The following is a 21,676-nucleotide window of genomic DNA, read 5'->3' as shown; positions in this document are numbered from 1 at the left end:
CTTGTGATCTTTTTTATGATCCCCATGGCCGTCGTCCTGGTGTACGCGTTTTTGAAAAAGGGACTCTACGGCGGCGTGGAGCTGGAATTTTCCCTGCAGGCCTTCTCGGTCTTCAAGGACCACGTTTTTTTGATTGTGCTGGGCCGGACGATTCTGATTTCCATTTTCATCACGTTTTTTACCGTGGTTCTCGCGATTCCCTCGGCCTATTTCATCGCCCGGAGCAATCACAAGCAGGAATTTCTTTTTCTCATTATCATTCCCTTCTGGACAAATTTTTTGATCCGGATTTATTCCTGGGTGGCCATCCTCGGGAATAACGGCCTCGTCAACAGTCTTCTCCTCAAAAGCGGGCTCATCAAAGAGCCCTTGCAACTGTTGTACAACATGGCGGCCGTCATTGTGATATCCGTTTATACGGACCTCCCCTTCGCGATCCTGCCGCTCTACGCGGTAATCGAAAAATTTGACTTTACGTTGATCGAGGCGGCCCGGGATCTCGGCATGACCAACGGACAGGCTTTTTTCAAGGTTTTTTTGCCGAATATCAAGGCCGGCGTCATTACGGCCGTCTTGTTTACTTTTATTCCCAGTCTCGGATCCTACGCGGTCCCGAGGCTCGTCGGAGGAACGCAGAGCATCATGCTGGGGAACCTCATCGCGCAGCATCTGCTGACGACCCGCAACTGGCCCCTGGCCTCGGTCATTTCCGGCGGCCTTATTGTCGTCACGGGCATTACGATCTATCTTTTTATGCGAATTTCGCGGAAGAGCGCGGCGGAGGCGGAGGCGACGGTCGATGAATAAAAGACGGACATCTTTAATCCTATTTATCCTGACCATGCTCTTTTTCTATCTGCCGCTGGTCTGTCTCGTGGTCTATTCCTTCAATGAAGGCCGGGCCATGGTCTGGAGCGGATTCTCCCTCAAATGGTACCGGGAGCTCTTTGTCTATTCCGCCGAGATCTGGACGTCCTTTCGCTGGAGCGTCGTGATCGCGGCGACCTCGGCTTTGATCTCGACGACCATCGGGACTTTAGGGGCTATCGCCATCCAGTGGCACGATTTCCCAGGAAAAAAACTGATCCGGGTCATGTCCTATGTGCCGCTGATGATCCCGGAAATCATCCTTGGCGTCTCGCTCTTGATCATGTTCGCCACGATCCGTTTCAGCCTCGGGCTCACGACGATCTTCATTGCCCATACGACCTTCAACATTCCCTATGTGCTGTTTTTGATTATGTCGCGGATGGATGAATTCGATTACTCGATTATCGAGGCCGCCTACGACCTCGGGGCTTCGGAGCTTCAGACCCTTGGGAAAGTGGTGATTCCGGCGCTCCTACCCGGGATCGTGTCGGGTTTTCTCATTTCCGTGACGCTCTCCTTCGATGATTTTGTGACGACATTTTTTGTCTCGGGACCGGGCTCGTCGACGTTGCCGCTCAGGATATTTTCCATGGTGCGCCTGGGCGTCAATCCGGCCATCAATTCGCTGTCGGTGCTCCTGATCGGGATCTCCGTGGTCCTGACCCTTTCGACGAAAAAGCTGCAGAAGCACTTTATCAATTGAGGGGGGCGTGGGGAACAAGTAAAAATAAATATTTTTATCTTTACAATACCGCCTGGATCTGCTAAAATACAGAAAAGGAGGCCAATATGAGCATATCACGAAAAATGAAATCAGAAATCAAAGCATTTTTGCTGAGCGCAATCTACCACAAGCGTTCGCCGTATATTGAAGCTGAAGCGGAATTTGGCATCAGCCGTCAGACAATCCGAACGTATCTTATAGAATTGGAAAACGATGGATTCATTATTGCCGGGAAGCAAAAAACAAATAAGCAATATGCGCTGAAAGATCTCAAAAATGTCCATTTTTCGTATCAAAATCTGAACGCCTTGTCTGAAGACGCCATCTATAAAAATGCGATCCTCCCCTTGCTGTCAGAACAAACGGATTTAGTCAAACAAAAAATCTTATACATTTTTTCTGAAATGGTCAATAACGCCATAGAGCATTCCGGCGGGAACCGTCTTGACATAAGCTATTTCGAAGATTATTTTTGTATCAATATTTTTATTGCAGATGACGGGGTCGGTATTTTCAACAAAATTATCAAAGATCATTGTCTTGCCAACGCAGGCGAGGTGGTATTTGAGCTAAAAAAAGGTAAACTGACTTCTTCGCCTCACAGGCATTCCGGTGAGGGGATCTTTTTCAGTTCCAAGGCATCCGATTTGTTTATCATTTATTCCGGTTCCGAAAAAGCCATTCTGAGTGAAACTTCTGGAGCAATCGAAGAATACCCTTTGATTGACTCAGTCGTGCAAGGCAGCGTAATTTATTTTGCCATAAAGAAAAACACGACTGTTCCCATAAAAGAAATCTTTGACAAATTCACTGACGAAGAAAGCTATGATTTTAGCAAAACGGAAATCATCATCCGACTTGCCCAGGAATATGAGGACGTCTTGATGGCAAGGTCGCAAGCCAGGAGAATTTTACGCAGAATTGAAGACTTTCAGGAAGTTGTGTTGGATTTTAAAGACGTAAAAATGATTGGGCAGGGCTTTGCGGATGAAGTTTTTCGCATTTTCCGGAGAGAATACCCTGAAATCAAGGTGGATTGCATCAATCAGAACGCAGATGTTCTTTTTATGATAGAAAGAGCAAAGAGAGCGGCAAAAAAGGAGAGCGAGGCAAATCAGAAATAAAATCCCCAAAAGACAAGAATTATAGTTGTGTCAAAAGGAAAAACATGATATAATTCGGGTAGAGCACAGGGAAGAGATTCCACTTTACCAAGACCATGATTGTCAGGAGGACCAAAAACATGAAAAGAATATTCAAATTGACCATACTGCTTCTCTTCGTATTCGGCGCCGTAGCCTTCGGCAAGCCGAAAAAGCAGTCGCTCCGCTATAACGACATACGCTGTACGTTTGTGACAACCCAGGGAGAGGTAAGTTTTTATCTCTATCCCGAAGCGGCGCCGATTACGGTGGCCAATTTCATCAACCTGGCCAAACGCGGGTTTTACAACAACAACAGGATCCACCGGGCCATTGACGGCTTCGTGTTCCAGGCGGGAGACCCCACCGGCACCGGAAAGGGCGGACCCGGCTACAGCATCCCCGACGAGATCGTGAACTGGCTTGATTTCTTCCAGCCCGGTATGCTGGCCATGGCAAACGCGGGACCCAATACGGGCGGATCGCAGTATTTCGTGACCCTCGCCCCCGCCGACTGGCTCAACGGCCGCCATACGGTATTCGGCGAGACCGAAGGAGAGCAGGACAGCGAGATCATCCGCAAGCTCGAATACGGCGACATCATCAAGGAAATCCGCTTCAGCTCCAACGCCGACGGCTATCTGTCCCTGCACAAGGCCAAAGTCGACGAATGGAACAAGACGCTGGACAAGAATTTCCCCAATCTGCGCAAATATGCCGTGAAACCGGCTTCGCCCTCGGCCCAGGCCGCCTATCAGGCCGAGCTCAAGGCCATTTACGCCGCGCGGCCCAAGAAGCAGGAAAAGGAACCCTTTATCGCCAAGACCCTGAAAAAAGTTGAGAACAAGTTCTCGGGCGATGACAAAAAGGCCCAGGCCGCGACGAAGGAACAGGAAAAGGTCGACGCGCTGAAATCGGATCTCGAGGATCTGAAGACCCGGGCGGCGGGCGTCAAAGGGCAGCAATAAATTTCGAAAATTTGAGGCCGGCGTGAGCAATCGCGCCGGTTTTTGAATTCCCCGGGGAATCTCTGCGAAAGTGCTTGCTTCGCGGTAAAAATTCTTGTATAATGAAGTAAGATTATCCTGATGAAATAAACGATAAACTTATATGACCCAAGGGGGAATTATGAAAAAAGCACTCGCAGTTGGTTTGGTATTTCTGGCATCCGCCGCGTCCGCGCTTGCGGGGGACTTCAAGTCCCGGACCATCGGTAATTCTGAATTGATCAGCCTTTCCGACGCCAAAAGGACTCAGGCGAAAAGCGTACTGCTGAACCCTGACGCCGAAATCGTCAAGAAAATCCTGCCCGGAGACGAAACGCCCGGCGCCATCAACGGCTTCGCCATCAAGACGCCGCAGGGGACTATGCTTTTCGACGCGGGTCTGGGCGCCAACGGTTCCCTGCATGAGTCCCTGAAAATGGCGGGCATAGACCCGAAACTCGTGCGCCGGATTTTTCTCACCCACATGCACGGCGACCACATCGGGGGGCTTTTGACCGCCGACGGGAAAGCGTATTTTGAAAAAGCCATGCTCTATGTCCATGAAAAGGAGCTGGCGTTCTGGCTGTCCGACGAACCCGCCAACAAGGGCAACGCCGACCTCGCCAAAGCCGTCAAGGCCGCCTATGACAGTCGTCTTGAGACCTTTGCCTGGGATCAAGGCATTACGGGCTACGTGACGACTATGGAGGCCAAGGGCCATACGCCGGGTCACACGGTATTTCTGCTGAAATTCGGGCCCGAAATCCAGGATCAGGTTCTCATCGTCGGGGACATCGTCCATGTGACGCCCGTCCAATTCGCGGATCCGGCGCTCTCAGTCCGCTACGACCTCGATCCCGCGGAGGCCGCAGTCTCAAGAAAACGAATTCTCGACCTTGCCGCCGAAAAGAACTATCGGATCGCCGGCATGCACATTCCCTACGCGGGCGTGGGTTATGTGGAAAAGGGAGACGTGGGCCTGTATCGCTTCGCCCCGGAGGAATAAAGAAATAAAACCCATTTCGCGCATAAAGGAAAACAGCAATGAAAAATACCAAATGGATCATCAATCCGCCCGTTGAGGATCTGGATCCCGCCGTATACGGGGACCTGGACCCCGATGTGGCCGCAATACTCTACCACCGGAATATACGAAGGACAGAAGATGTCGCTCGTTTCCTTGAAGGGACGGCCGCCGACCTGCCGGACCCGCTTCTTTTCGAAGACATGGAAAAGGCCGTGACGCGCCTGCGCCAGGCCCTTGAAAAGAACGAGAACATCTGGATTTACGGCGATTACGACGTCGACGGCATCACGGCGACGTCTCTTCTGATTCTCGCCCTGCGCCGCCTGGGCGCCGCGCCCCGTTATTACATCCCGCTGCGGGAGGAGGGCTACGGCCTCAATACCCAGGCCATCGAAGAAATCGCGGCCCTCGGGGCAAATTTGGTGATTACCGTGGATTGCGGCGTTACCTCGGTCAACGAGGCCCAACGCTGCCGGGAACTGGGCATGGACATGATCCTGACGGACCACCATGAGATCACGGGGGAGCTCCCTCCGGCATATGCGGTCATCAACCCTCGGCGTCCCGAAAACCGCTGGCCCTATCCCTATCTTTCAGGCGTGGGAACGGCCTTTACGCTGATCCGGGCGCTCTATGGGGCGCTGGGACGCAAAGATGAGGCCCTCGATTATATCGATATGGCCGCCGTGGGGACCGTGGCCGACATCGTGCCGCTGACCGGAGACAATCGGATCATCACGAAAACCGGCCTGCGGCAGCTCCCGCAAAGCCGCTCCGCGGGATTCAAAATGCTGCTCTCGCAGTTGTGGCCTGACTGGGAAACGAGAACGTACACGCCTTTTGACGTGGGTTTTGTGATCGGCCCCCTGTTTAACGCCGCCGGGCGTCTCGAAGACGCCAAAAAGGCCGTGGAGCTCTTTATTTCCGAAGATCGGAAAAAACTCATGGACATCATTTCCTCGTTGATCGAGAACAACAAAGAGCGCAAGCGGATCCAGGAGGAGATTTTCCGGACTGTCGTCGCGAAAATCACCCGGGAGAAAGCGGACCGGCACAAGATCCTGATCGCCGGCGGCGAGGGCTTCCACCACGGCGTCATCGGCATCGTGGCGAGCAAGGTCCTCGAGCGCTGGTATCGGCCCGTGATCATCTACGAGATCAAGCCCCAAGAGGGGATAGCCACGGCTTCCTGCCGCAGTATAGAAGGGTTTGACATTACGGCGGCCCTCGTCGCCCACCGGGAATATTTCGAGAAATTCGGCGGTCACGCCATGGCGGCGGGATTTACCGTGAGCCTTGAAAAATTGCCGGAATTGACGGAAAAATTGATCGCCTACGCCGGAGAGCGGCTGACCGATGAGGACCTGAAGCAGCCGGTCAAAATCGAGCGACGCCTTCCCCTTTCCAAGCTGAACTATGATTTTTACCAAAAACTGAGCCGTCTCGAACCCTACGGGCAGGGGAACCCTACGCCGGTATTCGCGGCGTTGGGCTGCAAACGGGAACGGATGCGGCTCATCGGCAAGGACAAAAACCATCTGATGACCGATTTGCTCAATGACGGTTACGAAGCGAAAAATTGCGTCTGGTTTCAAAGCGCCGCCTGCTACGAAGAATTGCAAAAACAGCCCCAAGCCCTTGTAGACGCGGCCTTCCGCTTGCGGTTGGAGACATGGCTCGGGCGCTTTCAGGTGAAATGCCACATAGAAGATATGCGTTTTTCGGAAGAAAAAAGCGGCGATCGCGCGGAAGCGGCCGCTCCGGAGACCCAGCGTTTTCCCATGGAGGCCGTCGTATACACGAAAAAAGAAACGGGATCCGACAACTGGTCGCTGGAATTTTCGGAAAAGGGCGTCGCGGTCCGGCAAAACAAGATGATCGTCGATATGCTGGATCCGGCCACGGCGGGGATCCTGACCAGCTTGAGGCAACGCAAGCGCCGCAATTTTCTCGTTTCCCACAAAGAAACCGCGACCATGGCCGAGCACTACCGGATCCATCTCTTGATCGAGCCCGACTGGCGCTTCGAGTCCCTGGCCCTCAAAGAGGCGCAGCTCTTCCGGGAAATCAAGGAATTCCTGATCGGGGAAGCCGAATACAATCCGATCCAGAAAAGCGTGTTCCGTGCCGTATTTTTCGAAAAGAAAAACGTCTTTCTGCAGAGACGCCAAGGCGCGGGCATCCGGACGATCCTCAAAACCCTGGGCTTTTATTTTCAGAATAGCGGAAAAACAGCCGTCCTTGTGACGAAGGGACCCGTTTCCCCCGATGTGGCGGCGGCGCTTCACGTGGCGGCCTCTCCCCCCGAAAAGGCGGATTTTACCCTGTGGCTCGACCCCGATGGGGACATGTTGCGCGTTTTGAGGGAATCCCCCGGGACAGGCGGCCATTTGGTCATCGGCGACGAAACTTGCGATCCGGGCGGCGGCTTTTCTTCCCTCGCGGAGGAAATATAAGCGTCCTGCCATGATTGGGACACAGTATCATGAGATAATAGCGGGCGAAAGAAAAAACAGGCTTTTCGAAATCCATTCCGAATAACGGCGGTATTCTATGAAAAAAATTCTTATGTCGGTTTTCCTCTTGGCGGCGACGCTCCAGGGAAAGACCATGACCCTCGACAACATGCTCGATATGGTATCCCGTTCCTCCTATCGGATCGACCTCTGGCAAAAGCAAAGGGAGCTCAACCGGGACAAGGAAAAATACTACAAGCTCGGGGACTGGAACGGCGTCCAGACCACGGCCTCAAGCCAGTACAGCAGGCTGGAGGACGCCTGGCAGACCACGGGCCGCGCCCAGTGGGGCCCCATTTACATCGAGGGGACCAAGGACTACGACAACGACGACTATGCGACGATCGGCGTCGAAAAGAGCCTCAAAGACCTCATTTACAGCAAAAACAAGAGCGAGCTCAAAAAACTGGACCTCAGCAAAAAAGTCGACGAGCTGACTTACCGGATCGATATGGAGACCATCAAGGCCAACCTGATTTCGCTGTACGTCGAATACAAAAATAACGAGCTGGAGCTCCGAGTGAAGCAGAGCGGCGTCAAGACCCTCGAACTGGAGCGGGAAAAACTGACGAAATCCTATGACCTGGGGGCTGTGTCCAAAATTGAGCTCGAGACGCTTTTGATGAATCTCAACAATCTCAATCTGGAATCGGTTTTGCTCAAAGACAACCTCACGAAGCTCCGGGAGCAGTTCCGCTATATTTTCGGCATCGACACGGGAAAGCTGGCCCTGGCCGATATCCCCGGGAAAAAGCTCAATTACGACGGGCTCGTCGCCCGATACGGACAGCTCGATCTGCAAAAACAATTGCTCCAGCAGGAAATCACCAAAGAGAGCATCAATTATTTGAACTATGACGACATAACGCCCGACATCACCGTGGGTCTCTCCCGGGACACGAAAAACGACGAAAACCGCGTGTCCCTCACCTTTTCCAAACGTTTTCTCGACTACAACCTCGACCTCGAGCAGGAAAAACTGGATCTTGAACAGCAGGCCATCAGCTACCGGCAGGCCCGCCTCGAAAATGAAGCCGAGAAGCAAAAGATCCTCTACAATCTTGCCAGCTATGAGAATACCTGGCTGGTGAATAAAAACAAAGCCGATCTTGAGGCGAAAAATTACGAAATCAAGAAGCTGGAATACCAGAACGGCAAATCGACATATCTTGACGTCATGGAATCCTTCAACGACTACCTCGAATACCGGATCACGGCCGAGAAGTCCAGAAACAGCCTCTACGGTTATATCTATGAGCTGCGCGTCAAAGGGGAGGAATAAATGGGAAAAAAGCTGTTTGCGCTGCTGCTCGTCCTGGGCGGCGTATACGCGGGATACCGGGTATGGCAGAAGAAAAAGGCCGGAACGGCCGAAGAAAAGGCGCCCGCGGTCCGCTATGAGGCCCTGTCTCTCGTCAATTCCCGCGGCAAGGCCTATATCTCCGTAGACGGGAAAGTCGTGGAAAACGATACGAAAAAAGTCTACGTGGACAAAAAACTCAAAGTCAAGGAAATCTTCGTCAAAGAAGGGGATTATGTGGAAAAAGGGCAGCTTCTCATGACCTTTGACGAGAACGAACGCAACAATACGGTGCGGAAAATCGAGCGGGAGCAATTGACGCTCTCCAAACTGCGCCGGAACCTCGAAGTGGAGAAAAACCTCCTCGCCATCGGCGGCAGCTCCAAAAACGCCGTGCTGGAAATCGAGGAAAATATCCGGACCTCGGAAATCAATATCGAGGAATACGAAGAGGATCTGAAAAAGACCGTCGAGCGCATTGACAGTCCCGTCAGCGGCACGATTACAAGCCTCACGGCCGAGGAAAACTACAGCGTCAACACCGAGCAGCCCCTGATGGAGATCACGGATCTCACGGAGATCAAGATCATCCTCGAGGTGCCCGAATACGACATTGTCGATATCCGGCTCGGGCAGCGGATCGAGATCCGGCCCGAGGTCTACGAAAAAAAACGGGCCTTCCCCGGGAAGGTCGTCGACATCTCCAAAATTTCCAAGACATCGACGTCCACCTCGGAAAACGTCGTCGAGGTGGAAGTGAAACCCGACGAGCCCATCGCCGATATCGTGCCGGGCTTCAAGGTCTCGGCCTCCATTTATCTCGATTCCGGAGAGGGGCTCAATATCCCCAAAACGGCTCTTCTCGAAGGAGATGGCGGCTATTACGTCTATGTGGTAGACCAGAAGAGCGGCGTCATTACCAAAAAGACCGTTTCCATCTCCGACGTCCGCAAAGGGGATGACGTGGAAGTCAAGGAAGGGCTTTCCCTGGGCGAAGCCGTCCTTGTGGCCCCCAACGAAAACATGCGGGACGGGGAGAAAATCAATTATACGCTGCGGCAGACGGGGAGCGCGCGAAGCGGCAGAAACGGCGCAACCGGGGCCGCCCGGGCAGGATCCGTCGGAGGGCCTCCCGGCGGAGGCGGACCGCCCATGTAGGCGGGGGAGTCGCGATGATCACGATACGGCATCTGGACAAATATTATATCTCGGGAGAAATCAAGCTCCACGCGCTGAAAGACATCAATTTTGAGATCGGGGCCGGGGAGATCACGGCCATTATGGGCAGTTCCGGCAGCGGCAAGTCGACGCTGATGAATATCATCGGCTGTCTGGACCGCATGTATGAGGGGACGTATATTCTGGACGGCATAAATGTCTCCAACATGACGGAAAAGGAACTCTGCGGGATCCGGAACACGAAGATCGGCTTTGTGTTCCAGTCTTTCAACCTGCTCTCGAAGCTGACGGCCCTGGAAAATGTGGAATTGCCGCTGATTTACGGCGGATGCGACGGACCGACCCGCCACAAAAAGGCGCAGGAAATGCTGGAGCAGGTGGGCCTCGGAGACCGGCTGCACCACCGGCCCAACGAACTCTCGGGCGGTCAGAAGCAACGGGTCGCCATCGCACGGGCCCTCATCAACGACCCGGCCATCGTTCTGGCCGACGAGCCCACCGGCAACCTCGACTCCGTCTCAAAAAACGAGATCATGGAGCTTTTCGTGAAGCTCAACAAAGCGGGGAAAACAGTCGCCATCGTGAGCCACGAGCCCGAGACGAAAAAATACGTCAAACGGATCTTGACGTTCAAGGACGGCATGATCATCAAGGACGAGGTGGTCTCATGAATTTCTGGGAATGTCTCAAAACGGCGGTCAAATCCCTCCAGGGCAACAAGATCCGCTCCTTTCTCACGATGCTCGGCATCATCATCGGCATCACCTCGGTCATCACCATGTCCGCCATCGGTCAGGGGGCCCAGCAGAATATTATGGGAGACCTGAAACAGGGCGGTTACGGAAAATTTACGGTTTCCGTAGACAAAAGCGATACGGAATTCCGCTGGAAATATATGCTCAACGACGAGATCATCGAGGGGATGAAGCGGAGCGGCAAATTCCGCAACGTGAGCCCCCGGATCCAGACGCGCTTTATGGTGAAGATCAACGGCAGAAACGAGATGCTGATGGCTTCCCCGACGAACAAAGACTTTGAGGAAATCGACAAAGTGAACATGCTCTACGGCAGGAATATCCTGTCCTTTGAGTACGACCTGCGCGAAAAGGTGGCGACCATCGACCACCTGACGGCGGGGAACCTCTTCGGAAGTCCCGAAAACGCTGTGGGGCAGACCCTCGACATCGCCCCGGGCAGAAACACCAGCTATATCGCCTATCGGATCGTGGGCGTCTTCAAAAATCCTCTGGAGCAGATGATCAAGATCATGGGCGGCCGGCGTATCCCGCGTTTCGTGCGGATCCCGGTCTCCACCTATGACAAGATGTTCACGAAGACCCCCGGGGAATACACGGAAATTATCGTGGAGGCGCAAGATCCCGAAAAACTGGCGGAATCCATGAGCGACGCCCGGCTTGTCCTTGAAGACTTGACCGGTACGGCGGACCTCTACGAAGTGACGACGGTCTCAAACGCCGCCGAATCTTTCGACAATATCCTCTCCCAACTCAATATGTTCGTGAGCTTTGTGGCGGCCATATCGCTCCTCGTGGGCGGCATCGGCGTCATGAACATCATGCTCGTATCCGTCATCGAGCGCACAAAGGAAGTGGGCATCCGGAAGGCTATCGGGGCCACCAACAGCGATATTCTGATCCAGTTCCTGATGGAGGCCGTGATCCTTACGGGCTTCGGAGGCGTCTTCGGCATCGCTCTCGGCGTATCCCTGGGCTTGGGCATCGGGGGTTTCCTCGGAATCCCGCCGGTCTTTTCCCCGATCTATATCTTCGGATCCATGCTGGTTTCAACGATTATCGGGGTAGTGTTCGGCGTAACGCCCGCCCGAAAGGCGGCAAACCTCAATCCCGTTGACGCCCTGCGGACGGAATAATCCCCAAAAAAGCAATTACCGCATATTGATACGATATTGCGCTGGCGAGGTACAGGATGAAAATCGTGACGGGCGCGCAGATGCGCGCCATAGACAAAATAACCATAGAGGAATACGGCGTCCCGGGTCTGACGCTTATGGAAAGGGCCGCCCGGGCCGTGACGGATCTCGTGATTCGGCGGCTGCGGGAACATGGCTGGAAGCGGGTTCTCGTACTCTGCGGAAAAGGAAACAACGGCGGCGACGGCTTTGCCGTGGCGAGACAGCTCTTTGCGGCGGGCTACGCGCCGCAACTTGTCTTTACGGAAAAACCCGATGCTTTGGAAGGCGACGCCTTGAGCAATTACCGCAGGCTGGAGGCGCTTTTTTCCGTCGGAGAATACAAAGCCGGAGGCTTTGATGAGCTCGTCGGGAAAGCGGACATCGTGGTGGACGCCCTCCTCGGGACCGGTATTCGCGGGGATGTCAGGGAACCGATCCGCGGCGTCATCGAAAGCGTCAACAAATACGCCCGCTATGTGATCAGCGTCGATATCCCCTCAGGGGTCGGAGACGCGGACGAAAATCAAGGCGCCGCCGCGGTAATTGCCGATGAAACGGTGACCTTTGCCCTCCCCAAGCTGAGCCTTTTGACCGGCAAAGGCCCCGCCTGCTGCGGCCGTCTCCATGTGGCCGATATCGGAATCCCTCGGGATGTCGCGGAGGCCGTCCAAAGCCCTTACCGTATGCTGACGCCGAAGGAAGCGGCGGCGCTGTTGCCTTCGCGGAAACCCCGCAGCAACAAGGGGAGCTACGGAAAGGTCCTTCTCTTTGCGGGCAGTCGGGAAATGGCGGGGGCCGCTTATCTTGCGGCCAAAAGCGCCTACCGGGCAGGCGCTGGACTCGTGTACTGCCTCGTCCCGGAAGAGATCGCAAGTACGCTGCAAATCCTTATTCCTGAAGCAATCACGTTGCCTTATGAGGCGGGCGCGACGATTCACTTCGGAGAAAAAGCCGAGAACATCCTGGCAAGCGCGGACGTCCTCGCGGCCGGACCCGGCCTCGGCCAAAGCCCAGCGATCCGGCGCGCCTTGCGAAAACTGCTCCGGCGGTTTTCCGGGCAGATTGTCCTTGACGCCGACGGGCTGAACCTGATCCAAGAAGATCCGCGTATCCTGCGGGATTGCCAAAAAATTCCGCTCATTACGCCCCATCCCGGAGAAATGTCGAGGCTCACCGGAAAGCCCGTGACGGAAATTCTGGCCTCCCCTCTGACCACGGCCAAAGCATTCGCCGAAAAATATCGCGCCGCGACGCTCCTCAAGGACCACCGGACCGTGATCGCCCGGCCCGACGGCGAGATTTACCTAAATCCCAGCGGAAACACGGCCCTCGCCAAGGGCGGGAGCGGCGATGTGTTGACGGGCCTTGTGGCGGGACTCGGGGCTCAGGGCATGGACATCTTTCACGCCGCGGCCCTGGGGGCCTGGCTCCACGGACGGGCCGGCGAGCTTCTTTCGGAGACCATGACGGAATACGCCCCGCTGGCCGGGGAAATCGCCGACGCGATTCCTGAGTTTTTGCGGAGATTGAAAGATTTCTCTTTTTGTATGAGGCAAAAAATGCTATAATAGATGAGGTTGAATCTGCCGCCCCGGGGCGGCTTCGTATGAAAGTCATGAGGAGGGAACCATGGAAATGCGCAGAAGCGACAGGGCCGTTACGGAAATCGCGGACTTGTTGGCCATTCTTGATCAATGCAAAGTCTGCCGGCTTGCTATGACGGACGGGGAGGCGCCGTATCTCGTGCCGCTCAATTACGGCTACACCTGGTCTGAGGGCCTTTTAACCCTGTATTTTCACAGCGCCAGGGCGGGCAGGAAGATCGATATTCTGAAAAAGACAGGCGTCGCCTGTTTTGAGGTCGATTGCGAGCACGGACTCGTAGAGGGGGACGCCGCCTGCGACTACGGCTTTACGTTTGCCAGCGTCATCGGCGTCGGCGACGTGGTATTTTTGGAGGAAAAAGCGGACAAGATTTATGCCCTCAACCAGCTGATGCGCTGCCAGACGGGCGTGGACAGGGAGTATACGTATCACGACGCTCATTTGGCCAATACCGCCGTTTACAAGCTCGTCGTCAGGGACTTCAGCGGGAAGCGAAAAGCCCTGCCCAGAGTCAATTAACGCGCGGGGGGATGGAAAATGAGATGGAGGGATAATTTTCATGTGTTCGCGTTTATTACGGTTTTGCTCTGGTCGCTTTCCTATGTGTTTACGCGGCTGGCGCTCCGTTATTACTCATCCCGTTCGCTGGGCTTCCTGCGTTTCGGGATCGCCTCGATTTTCCTGATCGCGGGGCTCATCGCGACAAAACAGAAGTTGCCGAAGCCCAAAGATTGGGGCTGGTTCCTGGGTAAGGGAATATTGAGTTATTTTGTCTATATGATGGCCTTCAACAAAGGCTCCAAGACCGTAACGGCCGCCACGGTCAGCGTGATTATCGCCACGGGACCCGTACTGACGGCTCTTCTGGTCAGGGTCTTTTACCGGGAAAAATTGAAACTGATCCAGTACGCCGCCATGGGCATCGAATTTGCCGGCGTATTTATCGTAACGGCTCTGAAGGCGGATATTTCCGTCAATACCGGCGTGCTCTGGCTGCTTTTCGCCTGCACGGCGGGCTCCGTCTCGACGCTCTTCCTGCGGAAAATTCTGGAGACTTACGACGCCTTTCCCGCCACGGCCTACAGCATCCTGATCGGGACCGTCTGTATGGGAATCGCCGCGCCCAATGCCCTGAACGAGCTCCGGGCCGCGCCGGCCAATCAGATTTTTATCCTGCTGGTTTTGGCCATTTTCCCGAGCCTCATCGGCTATGTGACCTGGTCCATGGCCTTCAAGCGATCCAAGACGACGACGGCCGTCGCCAATTACAACTTTGTGCCGCCCTTTACGACGGCGCTCCTCGGTTTTCTGATTGCCGGAGAAAAACCCGAGTTTTCCACGGTCATCGGCGGCCTCGTGATCCTCGTCGGCATGTTTGTCTTCACATACGGGGACAGGATCCTGAACCGGCGGGCGCCGCAAACCTGATTAAGGAAAACAACGCTACAAAGAAGGAGAAACGCCATGAACGAAGCAAAATTACGCAAATTTATGTACTACGCGGCGCTGATCTTTATCGGCGTCACGGGATTGCTGACGCTTTTCGGACCCAATTTTTATTTTTGGAGGACTCGGAACGCGCAATATACTGAGGATCCCGCGACCATGACCTATATGGCGTCGGTCTTTTCCCGGATCAAGACCGGACGCTTTGAGGAGCTGCGGGGGGAATTTGAGACGGGCCTCGAGCATTTTGACGAGGGATTCGCGCAGACAAAGGCTTTCTTTGAGGCAAATCCCCTGAAAGAGGAAAAACTGGTCCAATTCTCGATCCGCAAATGGGAGGCCACGGCCCCCGACGGCAGGAAAATTCCCCTCAGGCAGTCGGTCTTTATGTATGACGCGCTCTTTCCCGACCGCAACGGCATGATCTTTGTGCGGGTCAACGAAAATGACGGCGCGATCCGGCTCCACACGATCAATTTTTCCGAGCTGACGAAGCCCTACAATGAGACGGTTCGGGAAAATGTGGCCCTTTTCGGCCAAAAGCGGATATTTTCGACGCTGGCGGCGCTCTTCTTCCTGATCGCCTTGATCGCGACGGAGCTCGACTACCATAAGCTCGTCAAAAATCCCAGAATCTGGATCATGGTGACGCTCCCCATGACGATACTCCTCGAGATCGTAAGCGGGCCCGCGGGTCTCGCCTGGAGCTGGCAGACCTTTTCCTTTCTGCCCGTCGTGAACCGGGGCTTCAATATTCTGGGCGAATGCAACTTCGGCATATCCCTTCCTCCGGTATTGATCCTCTACTGGCTGTGGCTCAGGAGAAGGGAAATCAAACGGGACGCCCGGGAGGCGGAACAAAGCGCCTGATTTTTTCGGAAAGCAAAAAAAATTTCGGCGACGCCGCCGTCCTGAATTATTGCTTTTTGGTGTTATTGGAGGGGAACAAAAAGACAAAAATCGGAAGAAAAACAAAAAAATAGCGTGACAAAAGGCAGAGTCCGTGGTATAATAGTGAATAATATCCATTTGGCGAAAATGTTTCCACAATAAGGCGATCGTTATTCAGGCGGACTTTTTGTTTTTGTTGAAAAATCCGCGGAAAAGCGAAGATCAATCGGGCGGTTTTTTTGTTTTTTGTTGAAACATAAATGTTCAGATAGATTTTTCACGATAAATCTCTACAGCAACGGAATACAAAATCTACCATGGCGATTGCGCGGACAAAACCGCGCAAATGGGTAAAAAAGAATGGAGGAACGATGAGTAAAAACCATGACGCGATTCTGAAAGGCGGAAGTTCTTTTTGGCGCAAATGGGCAATTGCAGGTTGTCTGGCGGTATTTTTTTGGACGGGAAGCCCTGCGGCGGCGACGCAGGCGGTAAAGGAGGAGAGCGTCCCCGCGGCGGCCGCGTCATACGACATGGCCGTGCAGGGGGAAAAAGAGAAAATTTTACAATTGATCGAAGAAAACCGGAAGCGGAAGGCGCAAACGCAACTGGAACTTGACGAGCTGATCCGCAAGGGGGATTTTTACGCGAAGCCCCGCTTTGAGAGCAGGCAGTTTTTCATGACGGGCTATTACAGCAAAAGCGGGAAAAACAAGAAAAGCGGCAAGGGGGCGGCCAAAGAGCCTGCGAAGACTGGGGGCCCGCAGACCCAGGCCGCAGCGTCCGGGGACAAATCGGGCGAAGCGGCCTCTCCGGGGGGCTCGGGCGGCGTCAAGCCCGATACTGGGCCGCCCGGAGGAGCGATCGAAACGCCCGGCGAAGAGGGAGGGGCGCCTTCCGGCGGAGGAGGTTCTTCCGAACCTGAGGAATCGGAGAATCCCAACGTAGGGGGGGAAGAACCATCGGATCCTGAGGAACCGGGGGAATCCAGCCTTGAGCCTGAAGGTCCGGAAGAGCTTGTGGATCCGGAAGAACCAGAAGATCCGGAAGATCCGGAAGATCCGGAAGATCCAGAAGATCCAGAAGATCCAGAAGATCCAGAAGATCAAGATGATTCGGATGATTCTGGAAATCCAAACGTTGGTCCGGGAGATCCGGAAGAGCCTGATGATCCAGTAAATCCAGAAGATCCGGATGATCCGACAGATCCTGAAGATCCAGTAGATCCGGGCATAGTTCCTGAAAATCCAGAAGAACCCGGAACTGATCCCGAAGAACCGGGCGTTGTCCCTGAAGAACCCGGCGTTGATCCTGAAGAACCGGGCGATCCAAATGATCCAGACGATCCGGACAATCCCAATGAGGATACGGATGAGGATCCGAATAATTCAAATGAACAGAATAATTCGAATGAACAGAATAATTCGAATGAACAAAATAATCCCAATGAGAATCCCAATGAGAATCCTTATGAGAATCCCAATGAGAATCCCAATGAGAATCCCAATGAGAATCCCAATGAGAATCCCAATGAGAATCCCAATACCCCGGACAATCCAAGCATTCCGGATAATCCGGATACTCCGGACAATCCCAATAATCCCGACAATTCTGCCGACAATGTCGGTACGCCCCGGTATGACGAACCGATAGATGTCGAATTTACAAGGCAAGCATCGACTGACATGATAGTAAATAAAGAGGAGCAAGGAGAAAAAAGCGCCGCGGGTCAGGTTGTGGTTTATCTTGATCGCGACGGAGACTACAATTTTGCCGGAGACGGAAAATTGGAATGGATGTACAATGCGCCAATCGCAAAGGTATACAAGATTTCAAGCAGTGGCAAAATTACAACTTCAGGGGATTGGAGCATAAGCAGAGGAAATTATGGCATTTTTATAAATAATGAAGAATACTCCGGCGGCAATCAGGTCAATCTTGAAAATTTCGCAAATATTTCCGTCGATATGGGCGCCATCGGAATTTATGCCGCAGGAAATGGAACTGCCGACAATGTGACGATTCGGAATTACGAAACAATATCCGTGACGAACAGCGAGTACTATGGTATGGAATCCGTAGGCATCCGGCTCGTAAACGGCGCGAGCGGTATAAATACAGAAACCGGCGTGATTCAGGTCAACGGCGAACACGCGATTGGCGTCTACCTCGAAGGCGTCGAAAGTGCGGCGACAACGCGATTTACCAACAACGGCCTTATTACCGTGGAAGCCGGCGGCATCGGAATCTTTGCCAAGGGAAACGCCGAATTCATCAATAACGGCGAAATCCGCCTGCTCGACGCCCAATCGACCGGCATTCACGCCGAAGGCGGAGCTCTCGTCCTCGAAGGCAACATCGTCACAGCCGGGACCATCGCGGCCGAAGCCATCGTCGCCGAGGGGCTCAGACTGGCTCTCAGCGAATACCGCGCCGCCCCCATGTTCCTGACCGCGAGCCTCAGCGGAACCGCTCAATTGGAGCCGGATTACATCCTGAGCGGAAACGGCTATGAATGGGCAGTCGACGAATTTATCGCAAGCCCCGCCGGAGCGGCGTCAGAGACCGACACACCGGGAACGGCCGCGGCGTCCCTTACGATCGGGACCTCCCCCCTCTTTGAGGCTTGGGTCGAGCCCGACGGCACATTGACCGTGAGGAAGCAGCCCTATGCCCTTGTGATGAAGGATCCGCGATTTACGGCCATCGAGGAAGGCGCCGACATCCTTTTGAAACGGGATCCCACCGGGACCTCCAAAGACGCGCAACTCTTGAAAAAACTTAATTACCGGCTCGACCGGATCGATGCCACACAGGGAACGGCGGCCTTTGAACGGGAAAGCGGTCGGCTCCTGGGCGAGATCCGCGGCGACATCTACTCGACGATCCAAAACCGGGAGCTGCACACGCGAAAGGCCTTCGACCGCTCATTTGCCGAAATGTTTGATTCCTACAACGACACGGCCGATACGGACAAATTCAGCGTGATCTACGGTCAGGGCGCGTTCCGCGACGGGACAGACGGCATCGACGACTATGACTACCGCGTGCACGGGCTGCTGTACATGAAAGAAAGAGAAGGATACCGCTACGGCGGCAAATGGGGCTGGTCACTGGGCTTCGGCGGCGCTCGCTTCGACTTCGACGACGCGCCCCTGTACGGCGACAAATCCAAAGAGGACATCTACGCGCTGAGAGGCGGCCTGCACCGACTGACACCCTTCGGGGCCGACGACAGGCTGCGGCTTCTTTCCCGGGTGGAGCTGGGCTGGTACCGGCATGAGGCCGAGCGCACCCTCGAGCTTGATCAAGTTTACAAAAATAAGAGCTCTTATAACAGCTACGAGCTGCGCCTGATAAATACCCTCGAAAATACCCTCTTCAGGAGTATCCACGGAAAATTGGACCTCTACACGTCTCTTGACCTCAGCTACGGCGCGGGCGATCATTTCCGCGAGCGGGCCCTGGGGGAAAGCGCCCTGATTCTTGAAGTGGACGCCCGGGATTACGTGAGCGCACTGGGCGAAGTGGGCGTCCGGGGGATGCGCCGGACGCATATCGGCGGGCAATACGCCGTGAAATTGGAAGGCGCCCTCGCCTGGGCCTATGATTTCGGCGAAAATCACCGCGCAAACCGGGTGCGCTTTGCGGGAAGCGGCACGGACTATGACGAGCTTCTCAATCCTGAAAAAGAAAGGGGAATCCTCAAGGGACGCCTGGGATTTACCGTGGAGAAGAGCGATCATTACGGCGTGACGCTGGATGTGGAGCTGGGCAGAAGACAGAACGCGCAAGAAACCGATCTGAGCTGCGGAATCCGCTTCCACTGGAAGTTACGGTAGGGGCCTTTTGGAAAAATTTCCAAAAGTTTACAAAAAATCAAACTTTTACTTGACGAAAGGCCGATGTTTTAGTATAATGTCAAGGCAGGGAAAAATTGGCCCTGCCCCTTCGAGGCGTGGCTCAGCCCGGTAGAGCGTTGCGTTCGGGACGCAAAAGTCGCAGGTTCAAATCCTGTCGCCTCGACCAGTCGAAACAATTCCCCCGTATCTTCGGATGCGGGGGTTTTTTGTCGGGAGTGGTTTTTACGACCGGAAAATTACGGAAACAGGCAAATAAATATGGACATTTTGGCCGCCGTGCGGTATAATTTTGGAAAAGAAGGGGGAGGAATTTTTAAGATATTCCTGATAGAATTAAACAAAGCGAGGTATTGTCATGTTGACACTGGAGCAAATAAAAAAAGCGGCGGAACAGGTCGCGAAAAACTATCCTTTGACCAAGGTGTCTGTATTTGGATCCTATGCAAGTGGAACCGCAACCGAGGAAAGCGATCTGGATTTGCTTGTGGAGTTTACCACTGATACGGTGTCGCTGCTGGACATCATTGGCGTTAAGTATGATTTTGAAGATTTACTCAATAAATCGGTCGACGTTCTTCACGCGCCGCTACCGGAAAATTCTCATTTGATCATCAATAAAGAGGTGCGCGTCTATGGATGAATTGACCAGAGCGTTGCTCACGAAAATTATATATCGGGCAAATCGAATCATTCGCTATGTTTCAGGTTGCTCGCTGGAGATGTTCCTGGACAATGAAATGGCCCAAGACGGCGTATGTATGAATTTGCTGAATATAGGCGAATTGGTTAAGCAATTGCCTCAAAGCGTGCGTCAGCAATATGCGGACATTCCGTGGAAAAAAATAACGGGCCTTCGCGATATCACTGCGCACGGTTATGATTCTTTACGCATAAATGATATATGGGGAACCGCAACCAAAGACGTGCCTGTTCTTATATGCCGAATCAAGACTATATTGGAAGAATAAGGAGCCAACTTTAATGCAAACGCTAAACCCCGCGCTTCTATTTTCAATACAAAAATTAAAGAATTGGCGGAAAGATACGCAAACGCTTTGCCCGAAATAAATGCAGAAGTGGAGCATATCTCAAAATTTATTTCCGGTTTGTGGCAAATCCACGCCTTTGGCGAAGGGAATACGCGCACAACGGCAGTTTTCACCATCAAATACCTGCGAACTTTCGGGTTCAACGTTGATAACGATTTGTTTGCTGTTCATTCGTGGTATTTTCGTAACGCGCTTGTGCGCGCAAATTTCAATGACGCCAAACTGAATATCCACGCCACAACCGAATATCTCATGCAATTCTTTGGCAATCTTCTTTTTGGGGAACACAATGAATTGAAAAACAGATATTTGCATATCAAAGAGGCGAAACTGTTCCCCGCGAAAACTGTGGAAAAAACTGATACTTTGAGTGATAACAATGTCGGGATAAACAAAGATAGTGTCGGGATAAATGTCGGGATAAAACCAAATATTTTAAATTTGATGGCAAAAAACGGAAGAATTACAACTCCGGAACTTGCCGGATTATTAAATGTAAGCACGCGGACAATCGAAAGGCATATCAGAGAGTTGCAACAGGGAAACATTATCAAACGCGAAGGTGCAAGAAAAAATGGCTATTGGAAAATAATTGATATTGAGAAATAACAAAAAAAGTGTATCTTTGCAAAATAGTAAAAAAATATGGCAGAAACAGAAAAAAATAATTTAGAACGCACCCTCTGGGACGCTGCCAACAAACTGCGCGGCAATATCAACTCGTCCGACTACAAATATGTGGTGCTGGGGCTGATTTTTATCAAGTATGTCTCCGACGCTTTTGAAACGCAATTCGCCAAATATAAGGCGGAGGGCTTTGACGAGACAGTCGAGGACTTCCTCCGCGACTACCTGACCAAAGACAACATCTTCTATGTGCCGCCCACCGCCCGCTGGAAGTATCTCCAAACCCTCGCCGCCACCCGCGACAAACTTTTAAGGAAACTAATCAAATGAGTATGAAAAAAATCAGCATAACACTTAATCAGGATTACAAATCCTTCAAAAACGGATTCCATCAAGAACTGGAAGGGGATTTAATCATTCTTTCCGGAGTAAATGGAAGCGGAAAAAGTCAGTTAATGAATATCATTTATGGCTTTCAGAATGACTCGGTTATAAATCGTAATATATTGCTGGATGGC

The 21,676-nt window shown here is 53.1% G+C and carries 19 protein-coding genes, 1 tRNA gene and 1 pseudogene; all 21 read left to right on the top strand.

Features of this window, described 5'->3' with window-relative positions; all coding sequences use genetic code 11:
• Positions 1 to 15 precede the first annotated feature (15 nt).
• Positions 16 to 807: an ABC transporter permease gene (locus LBQ97_07355; protein ID MDR1832528.1), complete on the top strand. Its 792-nt coding sequence runs from the start codon at positions 16 to 18 to the stop codon at positions 805 to 807.
• Positions 800 to 1,573: an ABC transporter permease gene (locus LBQ97_07350; protein MDR1832527.1), complete on the top strand. Its 774-nt coding sequence runs from the start codon at positions 800 to 802 to the stop codon at positions 1,571 to 1,573. Before LBQ97_07355 ends, LBQ97_07350 begins: the two co-directional genes overlap by 8 nt.
• Before the next feature lie 86 nt (positions 1,574 to 1,659).
• Entirely contained in the window at positions 1,660 to 2,718 is a 1,059-nt protein-coding gene (locus tag LBQ97_07345; GenBank protein ID MDR1832526.1) for a DUF4325 domain-containing protein, read from the top strand.
• Between the two features lie 119 nt (positions 2,719 to 2,837).
• Positions 2,838 to 3,704 carry a peptidylprolyl isomerase gene (locus tag LBQ97_07340; protein MDR1832525.1) on the top strand — a complete coding sequence of 289 codons (867 nt, stop codon included), beginning with the start codon at positions 2,838 to 2,840 and terminating at the stop codon, positions 3,702 to 3,704.
• Between the two features lie 160 nt (positions 3,705 to 3,864).
• Positions 3,865 to 4,728: an MBL fold metallo-hydrolase gene (locus LBQ97_07335; protein MDR1832524.1), complete on the top strand. Its 864-nt coding sequence runs from the start codon at positions 3,865 to 3,867 to the stop codon at positions 4,726 to 4,728.
• A gap of 38 nt (positions 4,729 to 4,766) precedes the next feature.
• Positions 4,767 to 7,205: a single-stranded-DNA-specific exonuclease RecJ gene (recJ, locus tag LBQ97_07330; GenBank protein ID MDR1832523.1), complete on the top strand. Its 2,439-nt coding sequence runs from the start codon at positions 4,767 to 4,769 to the stop codon at positions 7,203 to 7,205.
• 97 nt (positions 7,206 to 7,302) lie between these two features.
• Positions 7,303 to 8,547 (top strand): TolC family protein, encoded by a 1,245-nt coding sequence (locus tag LBQ97_07325; protein ID MDR1832522.1) that lies wholly within the window; start codon positions 7,303 to 7,305, stop codon positions 8,545 to 8,547.
• Entirely contained in the window at positions 8,548 to 9,723 is a 1,176-nt protein-coding gene (locus LBQ97_07320) for an efflux RND transporter periplasmic adaptor subunit (GenBank protein MDR1832521.1), read from the top strand.
• 14 nt (positions 9,724 to 9,737) lie between these two features.
• Positions 9,738 to 10,415, top strand: coding sequence for an ABC transporter ATP-binding protein (locus LBQ97_07315; GenBank protein MDR1832520.1), 678 nt, complete (start codon positions 9,738 to 9,740; stop codon positions 10,413 to 10,415).
• Positions 10,412 to 11,635 (top strand): ABC transporter permease, encoded by a 1,224-nt coding sequence (locus LBQ97_07310; protein ID MDR1832519.1) that lies wholly within the window; start codon positions 10,412 to 10,414, stop codon positions 11,633 to 11,635. The genes LBQ97_07315 and LBQ97_07310 overlap by 4 nt, the downstream gene beginning before the upstream one ends.
• Positions 11,636 to 11,691: 56 nt before the next feature.
• Positions 11,692 to 13,245, top strand: a complete 1,554-nt coding sequence (locus tag LBQ97_07305) for an NAD(P)H-hydrate dehydratase (GenBank protein MDR1832518.1) — start codon at positions 11,692 to 11,694, stop codon at positions 13,243 to 13,245.
• 61 nt (positions 13,246 to 13,306) lie between these two features.
• Entirely contained in the window at positions 13,307 to 13,801 is a 495-nt protein-coding gene (locus LBQ97_07300; protein ID MDR1832517.1) for a pyridoxamine 5'-phosphate oxidase family protein, read from the top strand.
• A gap of 18 nt (positions 13,802 to 13,819) precedes the next feature.
• Positions 13,820 to 14,710 carry a DMT family transporter gene (locus tag LBQ97_07295; protein ID MDR1832516.1) on the top strand — a complete coding sequence of 297 codons (891 nt, stop codon included), beginning with the start codon at positions 13,820 to 13,822 and terminating at the stop codon, positions 14,708 to 14,710.
• Between the two features lie 36 nt (positions 14,711 to 14,746).
• Positions 14,747 to 15,598, top strand: a complete 852-nt coding sequence (locus LBQ97_07290; GenBank protein MDR1832515.1) for a hypothetical protein — start codon at positions 14,747 to 14,749, stop codon at positions 15,596 to 15,598.
• Positions 15,599 to 16,638: 1,040 nt separating this feature from the next.
• Positions 16,639 to 16,920: pseudogene (locus LBQ97_07285) on the top strand (hypothetical protein).
• A 2,651-nt stretch (positions 16,921 to 19,571) separates the two neighbouring features.
• Positions 19,572 to 19,648, top strand: a tRNA-Pro gene (locus LBQ97_07280).
• A 189-nt stretch (positions 19,649 to 19,837) separates the two neighbouring features.
• The gene (locus LBQ97_07275) at positions 19,838 to 20,122 is read left to right on the top strand and encodes a nucleotidyltransferase domain-containing protein (GenBank protein MDR1832514.1); all 285 of its coding nucleotides are present in this window, start codon (positions 19,838 to 19,840) and stop codon (positions 20,120 to 20,122) included.
• Positions 20,115 to 20,450 carry a DUF86 domain-containing protein gene (locus tag LBQ97_07270; protein MDR1832513.1) on the top strand — a complete coding sequence of 112 codons (336 nt, stop codon included), beginning with the start codon at positions 20,115 to 20,117 and terminating at the stop codon, positions 20,448 to 20,450. Before LBQ97_07275 ends, LBQ97_07270 begins: the two co-directional genes overlap by 8 nt.
• Positions 20,451 to 20,513: 63 nt before the next feature.
• Entirely contained in the window at positions 20,514 to 21,140 is a 627-nt protein-coding gene (locus LBQ97_07265) for a winged helix-turn-helix transcriptional regulator (protein MDR1832512.1), read from the top strand.
• Between the two features lie 36 nt (positions 21,141 to 21,176).
• Positions 21,177 to 21,488 carry a type I restriction-modification system subunit M N-terminal domain-containing protein gene (locus LBQ97_07260; GenBank protein MDR1832511.1) on the top strand — a complete coding sequence of 104 codons (312 nt, stop codon included), beginning with the start codon at positions 21,177 to 21,179 and terminating at the stop codon, positions 21,486 to 21,488.
• 2 nt (positions 21,489 to 21,490) lie between these two features.
• A partial coding sequence (locus LBQ97_07255) for an ABC transporter ATP-binding protein (protein ID MDR1832510.1) occupies positions 21,491 to 21,676 on the top strand: 186 nt, incomplete at its 3' end.

The sequence above is a fragment of the Fusobacteriaceae bacterium genome (genome assembly GCA_031272775.1).
Classification (GTDB): domain Bacteria; phylum Fusobacteriota; class Fusobacteriia; order Fusobacteriales; family Fusobacteriaceae; genus JAISST01.
This window is presented reverse-complemented; position numbering and strand designations above follow the sequence as displayed.

Coding starts and splice junctions, on each gene's coding strand:
- LBQ97_07310 (MDR1832519.1), top strand. CDS start 10,412: ATGAATTTCTGGGAATGTCTCAAAACGGCGGTCAAATCCCTCCAGGGC.
- LBQ97_07355 (MDR1832528.1), top strand. CDS start 16: ATGATCCCCATGGCCGTCGTCCTGGTGTACGCGTTTTTGAAAAAGGGA.
- LBQ97_07295 (MDR1832516.1), top strand. CDS start 13,820: ATGAGATGGAGGGATAATTTTCATGTGTTCGCGTTTATTACGGTTTTG.
- recJ (MDR1832523.1), top strand. CDS start 4,767: ATGAAAAATACCAAATGGATCATCAATCCGCCCGTTGAGGATCTGGAT.
- LBQ97_07270 (MDR1832513.1), top strand. CDS start 20,115: ATGGATGAATTGACCAGAGCGTTGCTCACGAAAATTATATATCGGGCA.
- LBQ97_07290 (MDR1832515.1), top strand. CDS start 14,747: ATGAACGAAGCAAAATTACGCAAATTTATGTACTACGCGGCGCTGATC.
- LBQ97_07345 (MDR1832526.1), top strand. CDS start 1,660: ATGAGCATATCACGAAAAATGAAATCAGAAATCAAAGCATTTTTGCTG.
- LBQ97_07305 (MDR1832518.1), top strand. CDS start 11,692: ATGAAAATCGTGACGGGCGCGCAGATGCGCGCCATAGACAAAATAACC.
- LBQ97_07350 (MDR1832527.1), top strand. CDS start 800: ATGAATAAAAGACGGACATCTTTAATCCTATTTATCCTGACCATGCTC.
- LBQ97_07335 (MDR1832524.1), top strand. CDS start 3,865: ATGAAAAAAGCACTCGCAGTTGGTTTGGTATTTCTGGCATCCGCCGCG.
- LBQ97_07315 (MDR1832520.1), top strand. CDS start 9,738: ATGATCACGATACGGCATCTGGACAAATATTATATCTCGGGAGAAATC.
- LBQ97_07275 (MDR1832514.1), top strand. CDS start 19,838: ATGTTGACACTGGAGCAAATAAAAAAAGCGGCGGAACAGGTCGCGAAA.
- LBQ97_07260 (MDR1832511.1), top strand. CDS start 21,177: ATGGCAGAAACAGAAAAAAATAATTTAGAACGCACCCTCTGGGACGCT.
- LBQ97_07300 (MDR1832517.1), top strand. CDS start 13,307: ATGGAAATGCGCAGAAGCGACAGGGCCGTTACGGAAATCGCGGACTTG.
- LBQ97_07340 (MDR1832525.1), top strand. CDS start 2,838: ATGAAAAGAATATTCAAATTGACCATACTGCTTCTCTTCGTATTCGGC.
- LBQ97_07325 (MDR1832522.1), top strand. CDS start 7,303: ATGAAAAAAATTCTTATGTCGGTTTTCCTCTTGGCGGCGACGCTCCAG.
- LBQ97_07320 (MDR1832521.1), top strand. CDS start 8,548: ATGGGAAAAAAGCTGTTTGCGCTGCTGCTCGTCCTGGGCGGCGTATAC.